The organism is Micromonospora sp. RTBAU3-60 (assembly GCF_054963695.1).
The window spans coordinates 39,143-46,674 of the sequence record NZ_JBUEGB010000051.1; the positions used below are offsets into that span (position 1 = coordinate 39,143).

Consider the following 7,532-nt stretch of genomic DNA (forward strand, 5'->3'; position numbering starts at 1 on the left):
GGTGCGTCAGGCCACCAGGGAGCGCAGCGGGATCTGCGCGTCCCGGAGGGCCTGCACCATGTCCCGCAGGAACGGGTGCTCGTCGGCCTGCAGGCCGTCCCGGTTCGGGATCACCAGGTAGGCCGACCCGTCCACCACCGAGACCCGGGCGGTGTCGGTGTACCGGGCGACGATCGCCGCGGCGCGGTCGCGGTCACCGGCCGCCACCTCGACGCTGATCGGCCGCCACTCGCCACCCAGGTCATCCGCCACCGGCGCCGCCGCGGCGGCCGCCCGGGCCGGGTCGATCCCGGTCGTGCGGCTCAGGGCGGCGCGGTTCGGCGCCGCGCCCGCGCCCGACGGGTAGAGCAGCGCGTTGGCCACCAGGTGCTGCGCGTTCTCGGTGTACGCCCGGAAGAGCGGGTTGAACGCGAACAGCACCGCCCGGCCGGCGCCGGTCGGCTCGTCCACCAGCGCGACCGTCCCCTTCAGCGCGTCGCTGCCCACGCTGTAGCCGTTCGACCAGAAGGTGTTGTCGGACGGGTAGCTGAGCACGTTGGTGCCGGTGCTGCTCGGGTTCAGGATCGAGTCCTCGTTGTTGAACGCGAAGTCCTCCGCCGGGCGGCCCAGCGCGACCGGGCTGTCGTGATCGACGTCGACCCGCAGTTGCGAGCCGGGCACCTGGTAGCCGCCCGGCTTCGCCTTCTCCGTGGTCGAGGTCAGCCCGGCGGCCCGGGCCATCCGGGTGCCCTCGTTCCGCAACCCGATGTAGGTGTGGCCCTGGGCGATCCAGTTCCGCAGGTTGGCCTGCCCGGCAGCGGTGAGCCCGCCGGTCGGGCTGCTGCCGTCCGGCACGAGCAGCACGGTGCGCCCGGTGAACGCCGGGGTGTTGTCGTTGATGTCGGCGGTGGTCACCGGCTTCAGGTCCAGGCCCCACCGCTTGCCCAGCACGTACCGGGCCTCGCCGTGCGAGCCGGAGGTGGTGGAGATGCCGGTGCCCTGGAACAGTCCGACCTCCGGCAGGTTCACCGGGGTCCCGCTGGCCGCCGCGTCATGCGGGTTCAGGGTCACCCCGAGCGACCGGGCGAGCTGGTCGAGCTCCGGGGTGAGGCTCTTCGCCGGGAAGCCCACCACGCTGGTCTCGAGGTCACGGACCAGCGGCACGCCCTGGCCGAGCAGCCGGAAGGTGAGCTCGGCCGCCGCCGCTGAGTCCAGCGGGTAGGCGTACGAGCCCTTCGCCCCGGCCGCCGCGGTCTTGCCGCCCGAGATCCCACGGACGAGCTGGGCCTGGGGCCGGACGTCGTCGCCGGTGTAGATGGTGTCCACACCCATCAGCAGTGGGTTGCTCCAGGCCGACACGTCGTAGAAGTACGGGAACGGCACGTACGCGTCCTCGCCCATGATCGCCTGGATCCAGTGCTTCTGCGGCTGGTCCATCGGGATCCAGTACGCGCCCACGGGCACCGTGACGTCGGTCGCGGCGCGACCGCCGGGAATCCGCGCGCTGGGCACCGTGGTCGGCTTGGTCACCTCGTACACCTCGACGTCCATCCGGCGCAGCCGCTCGACCAGCTGGCGTACGTCGCCGAGCTGGCGGTCGGGGAGCAGGAAGTACGAGCGGATTTTGACGTCCGGCACCGGGAACTGGACGGTGTTGGTCGGCTGGACGACCTCGTTGGGCTCCAGCGTGCCGGCCTTGCCCTCGGCGAGCGCGTCCGTCCAGATCTTGAAGTAGCCGCTCAGCACCTCGTGCTTGTTCGCGGCGGCCCAGCCGAGGGTCGACCACTGGGTGTGGAACTGCTGCTGGACCCGGTCGGCCACCGCCGACGCGCTGCCCTTTTCGAAGGTCATGCCGGCGGCGCCGAAGCCGGCGGCCGGGACGGTGTCGCCGTACCCCATGTAGAACAGGTCGTACCGCGCGTAGTTGAAGTAGCACTCGGTGGTGACGGTCTCGCCGCAGGCGCCGTTGAACCCGAAGCCGGCCTTGTTGGCCTCGCCGATCCGGTTGATCCAGTCGACGTTCTCGCTGGAGATCTCGTGGTGGATCGGGTCGGCGTTCGGCGGGAAGAAGTACTGCCGGCCGCCCATCTCGTGGGCGTCGATGAAGACCTGCGGCGGATACTGCCGCAGCAGTTCGATCTTGCCGTCGGTCTCCTGCTGGGTGCGGGCGAACCAGTCCCGGTTCATGTCGAAGCCGTACTCGTTCTGCCGCCGGCTGGCGTCGCGGCCGTCCGGGTTCTGCGTCGGCACGATGACGGTGACCAGGTTGTCGTTCCGCTCCGCGACCGCGCAGGACAGGCCGGAGGCCAGCTCGTACAGCGTCTTGAGGGCGGCGTCCGTGCCGCTCTTCTCGCCGCCGTGCACGTTCGCGGTCACCCAGACGATGGCCGGGCGGTCGGTCGCGGTTTCGGCGGCCTTCTTCGCCGTGGTGCGGCGCGGGTCCCGAAGGTCGCGGATGTCCCTGGCGATCTGCTGCAGGGCGCCCTGCTGGACGTGCCGCTCGTTGGAGACGATCGCGTACGGCAGTGGTTGGCCGAGCACGCTGGTCGCCATGACGCCGGTGACCACCCGGTCGGAGGCGTCGTCGACGGCCTTCAGGTAGCCGCGGACCTCGTCGTTGGTGACGACCCGCTCCTGGCCGGTGCCCAGCGGGAAGCCCAGCGCGGACTCCGGGCTGGGCACGGTGGACAGCCGAGCGGTCGGGTCGGTGCTGCAGTTGGGGGGCGTGGGGGCGGCGCCGGCCGGGACGCCACCGAGCAAGGGCGTCAGGCCGGCCAGCAGCAGCGCCGTGGCGACGCCGGCCGTTCTTCTCGTGGGGACCGCCCCGGGGGGACGCTTCGACAGGCGCATCGGAATGCCTCTCTTCGCTGATTGGGGGAGATCAACTGAGTGGATCGAAACCCTACGATCTGGGTTTCCTGCGGTCAAGGTGCAGCTCGTGCCGGTCAGTGCGCGCGGTGCCCGCCCTCGGTGGCGGTGGTGGGCAGGTTGCCGAGCACCCGGTTGATGATGTGGATCCGGGCGTTGGCCGCCTGGTAGTCGGCACAGACCGTGTCGGCCTGGCCGGCCAGGCGGGCCGTTTCCCCGCCCCCGCTGACCGTCAGTTTGGTGCCGGCGAGGGTGGTGACCCCGCCGGCGGCCACCATGTCGGACAGCGTGAGCGAGCCGGCGACGAGGTGTTCGCGGAGCAGGCCGCGGAGCTTGTCCTTGTCGGTGAGGAACAGCTGGTCCAGGTTGTCCTCGGAGAACTTGGCCGCGAAGGCGTCGTCGGTCGGGGCCAGGATGGTCAGCCCCGACCCCTCGTCCAGGTCGGCGGCCATCCCGGACGCCCGCACCGCCGCCTCGAACGTGGTGAGGACGGGAAGCCACTGCAGCGCCGCCTCGGGCGGCTGGCCGGTGAGGGCGGTGGGGTTGCCCGGATCGCTGCCGGAGGGCAGCAGGTCGCACAGGGGGCCGTGCACGACGGGCGCCGCCTTCGGTGCGGCGGCTCCGTCGGCCGCCGGTGAACCGGTGCCGGCACCGGAGCAACCTGTGCCGGCGAGCACCAGGGACAGGGCGGCCGCGGCGAGCGCGGCCCTCCGTCGCCGGCCGGCCGGCCACCGGAGCCGGGGAAGGGATCGGGATCGCGGGCGGATGACGGGCTGGTCCACGACGTTCTCCGGGGAATCGGGTCGTACCGGCAGGCCCGGGAGGCCGGGCCTGCCGGTACGACGATCAACGGGTCAGAGGCTCGCGCACTGGCCGCTCTTCGGGCCCTCCACGGAGTTGCTCAGCCCGAGGTTGACCGGTGCCTGGGTGTTGCCGCCGCAGCTCAGCGGGCCGGTCACGGTGTTGGCCGCCACCAGAGGCGCCTCGCCGCGGTTGCCCGACACCTCGACCGGGCCGGTGACCTTGGTGTCGACGACCACCACCGGGCCGCTGGTCTGGGCGACCCGGACCGGACCCTCCACGGCGGTGTCGGTCAGGAAGACCCCGGCCGCGCCGCTGGCGTCCACCGGGCCGGTGATCGACGAGCCGGTCGCGATCAGCGTCCCGCCCGGCCGGACCCGGACCGGGCCGGTCACCGTGGCGTCCCGCAGGCAGGCCACCCCGGAGACCACCAGCTGACCGTCGTGCTTACCGGTCAGGGTCGGGTACACCCGCTCGCCGTCCACCAGCTTCTCCACCGCCTGCCCGTCGAGCAGCAGCGGGATCAGTCCCCGCTCCGGCTGGGCCAGCGGGACCACGTACCCGTCGGCGACCTTGACCACCTTGTGGCCGTGCGCGGCGAGGCGCTGGGCCACGGTGGTGCGCTGGCCGGCCGGGCCGTCGGTGCGCTCCCCGTGGTACTGCTCCTCGGTGAGCTTGTACGCGCACGGCACGTTGTCCAGGATCTGGCCGTCGCGCGGCGCGTCGAGCGGCGGCGGGGCCTCACCCGGGTGCGGCGCCGGGTGCGCCGGGATCGGGCGGGAACCCCGGAAGACGATCCGGCCGGTGTTCGAGACCTGGAAGGTGATCGCGTCGGCCCGCGCCGTGGTGATCTCCTTCAGGTTCGCCCGGTGGTAGTCGAGGAACTGGTTGAAGGTCCACATCGCGGAGTAGGTCTTGCGGCGCCGGTTGTTCGCCGTGTTGCCCTCGTCCGGCCGGGTGGTGCCGCCGGAGCTGCGCAGCTCGAGCAGGGAGTTGACGACGTTCTTGAGGCCCAGCGTGTTGCGCAGGATCGTCTCCTCGCTCAGGCCCACGTTGCCGCCGCCGTTACACCCGTACGGGCACGGCCACCAGCCGTCCTTGGCGCCCTGGGTGTACATGTGGCCCTCGATCATGTGCTGCGACTCGTCGAAGATCGACTGGGGCACGTTCTGGTGCCGCGGCGGCAGCATCGGCAGGTCGCCGGCGCTGGAGTTGCCGAACTCGTGCCCGTCGTAGCCGGCGATCGGGCGGTACTGGCGCAGCATGTTGACCAGCGCGAACGTCTCCGGCTGGCGGATCAGCGAGTAGTCGCGGTTCAGGTCCTGCCCGGTGGAGTTGCCCCGGGTGTTCGCCGCCCGGCCGTCGCCGTTGATGGTCGGGACGATGAGGACGGTGGTGTGCGACAGCAGGTCGATCGTCCGGGCGTCATTGCTGAAGGCCAGCTTCCGCGCCATGATCAGGCAGCCCTCACGGTCGCCGGGCTCGTTGCCGTGCACGTTGCAGTTGACCATCAGCGGCGAGGTGGCCGCCACCGCCTCCGGGGTGGCCGGCGGCGTGGGGTAGCCGATGACGAACATGTTGATCGGCCGGCCGAGGGCGGTCTTGCCGATCTCGGTCACCCGGACGCGGTCGCTCAGCTCGTCGATCGCCGCGGTGTAGGCGTACTCGTTGACGTCGCTGGTGTACTGCGCCGCGAGCGTGGTCTCCCACTGGGTCCGCAGGTTCTCGCCCGGCACGTTCGGGTCGCCCCACGGCGCCGAGGTGGTGCCGGCCACCGGCGCCGAGTACGGCTGCGCGTCGGTCCCGAAGCGGGCGCGTACCCGCCACTGGAACCGGGTGCCCGGGTTGAACCCCGCGTCGGCGAAGGTCGGCGAGGAGTTGTTGATCTGGCGGTTCGGCCGCCACACGCCGGTGACCACGGCGGGGCCGGTGGCCGTGTCGTCAGCGGCGACCGGGGTGCGCTCGATCTGGTAGTCGGTGGCGCCCTCGACCGGCGTCCAGGCGAGGGTGGCGTAGCCGTCGCCCTGCGCGACGGTGAGGCCTTGAACCTGGTTGGGTTCGGCAGCGTATGCGGGCGTGGGCCCGGTGATCGCCGCGAGGCTCGCGGCGAGCAGGACGGAGAGAATCGCCGTCGTCCGTCTGTCTCTCATGGAAGCTCCAGAACAGGTGGGATGACACGGTCGGCACAGCACACGCCAACCACGCCGGTCGCGGTAGACGGCGCGGGAATTCTTGAGGATGATCTGAGGATTGGTCGAGCTAACCTGACCGGAGCCGGTAGCCCACCCCGCGGACGGTCTCCACCAGGCCGGCGTCGTCGAGCTTGCCGCGCAGGGCCGCGACGTGGACGTCGAGGGTGTGCCCGGAGTTCCAGGTGGTCTGCCAGACGTCCATCAGCAGCCGGTCCCGGGGCACCACCGTGCCCGCCTGCCGGGCCAACGCCATCAGCAGCTCGAACTCCTTGCGGGTCAGGCTGACCTCCCGATCGGAGAGCCAGACCCGCCGGGCGTTCAGGTCGACCCGCAGGTCGCCCACCTCCAGCGTCGTCTCTACCCGGGTGGCGCGGGCCGTCCGGCGCATCACCGCCTCGATCCGGGCCTGCAGCTCCGCCATCGAGAACGGCTTCACGACGTAGTCGTCGGCACCTGCCCGCAGCCCCGCCACCCGGTCCCGCTCCTCGGAGCGGGCGGTCACCGCGATGAGGGCGACGTCCTCGTTGCGCCGGCGGATCTGCCGGCACAACTCCAGGCCGTCGCGGTCGGGCAGGTTGAGGTCGAGCAGGATGAGATCGACGGGTCCGGCTGCGGCGGCTTCCGCCGCGGTGGTGGCCGTGATGACCGTGTAACCCCGCCGGCGCAGCGCCGCGGCCAGCGCGGACGCGACTCGCAGGTCGTCTTCGACCAGAAGCACCCGCACCGCGTCTCCTCGGACCTCGTCCCGACAGGTCCACGCGAGTCTGTCCGATGGGCACCGGCCGTGACCAGCCCGGACGGAAGATCGTGACCGCATGATGACGTGCCTCGACCCATCCCGGTGATCCTCGCCGTCGGGCGGGCGACCCACGGTCGCCCGCCCACGGGGTACGCCTCAGCGCAGCCCGGCGGCGGCCAGCAGGTTGCCCTCCGGCAGCGGCGGCAGTGCCCGGCCGCGGGCCATCCGCTGCTCGGCCCGCTCGGCGGTGAACGCGGTGTCGCCCGCGATGGCGGCCGCGTACGTGGCGGCGGTGCGGGACGCGATGGCCGACCAGCCGTACTGCTCGTGGACCATGGCGCGGGCGCGGCGGGCGAGGGCCCGGGCGTGCTCCGGGTCGGCGAGCAGCGCGTGCACCGCCTCGGTCAGCCCGTCCGGGTCCTGCGGGGCGAAGGTCATCCCGGTCACGCCCGGTTCGACGATCTCCGCCAGCCCGCCGGTCCGCGACACCGCGAGGGGCGCGCCGGCCGCCGCCCCCTCCAGCGCGACCATGCCGAACGGCTCGTAGATGCTCGGCACCGCGAAGCAGTCCGCGGCGGCCATCACCGCGGGCAGGTCGGCGCCGCCGAGGAAGCCCGGCATGCTCACCGTGTCACCCAGGTCGAGCCGCTGCACCTCGGCCGCCAGGGTGGCCCGATAGGGCCCGTCGCCGACGATGACCGCGCGGAGCCCGGGGTGCCGCTCGCGCAGCCGGGGCAGCCCCGCGAGCAGGTGCTGCACCCCCTTCTCGTAGACCAGCCGGCCGGCGAAGGTGACCAGGGGGCCGTCCCCGGCGAAGCGGGCCCGGGCGGCGGCGACCGCGGCCGCCGGAACGTGCCAGCGGTGCGGCTCGACGCCGTTGGGCACCACGTCGACCCGCCCGGTCGGCACGCCGAACAGGGCGCCCACCTCGTCGCGCATGTAGCCGGAGCAGA

General features: G+C 72.4%; 5 protein-coding genes. All 5 read right to left on the reverse strand.

Features of this window, described 5'->3' with window-relative positions:
• Positions 1-6: 6 nt before the first annotated feature.
• A complete protein-coding gene (locus ACY34I_RS30745; RefSeq protein WP_462758565.1) occupies positions 7-2,829 on the reverse strand; it encodes a M14 family zinc carboxypeptidase in 2,823 nt (940 codons plus the stop codon).
• Positions 2,830-2,924: 95 nt separating this feature from the next.
• Positions 2,925-3,440, reverse strand: coding sequence for a fasciclin domain-containing protein (locus tag ACY34I_RS30750; protein WP_462758566.1), 516 nt, complete (start codon positions 3,438-3,440; stop codon positions 2,925-2,927).
• Positions 3,441-3,701: 261 nt separating this feature from the next.
• A complete protein-coding gene (locus ACY34I_RS30755) occupies positions 3,702-5,798 on the reverse strand; it encodes a M14 family zinc carboxypeptidase (protein WP_462758568.1) in 2,097 nt (698 codons plus the stop codon).
• Between the two features lie 109 nt (positions 5,799-5,907).
• Positions 5,908-6,564: a response regulator transcription factor gene (locus tag ACY34I_RS30760; RefSeq protein WP_148799329.1), complete on the reverse strand. Its 657-nt coding sequence runs from the start codon at positions 6,562-6,564 to the stop codon at positions 5,908-5,910.
• Between the two features lie 171 nt (positions 6,565-6,735).
• Positions 6,736-7,532 (reverse strand): glycosyltransferase family 4 protein (locus tag ACY34I_RS30765; RefSeq protein ID WP_462758571.1); only part of this gene is annotated, 797 nt, incomplete at its 5' end.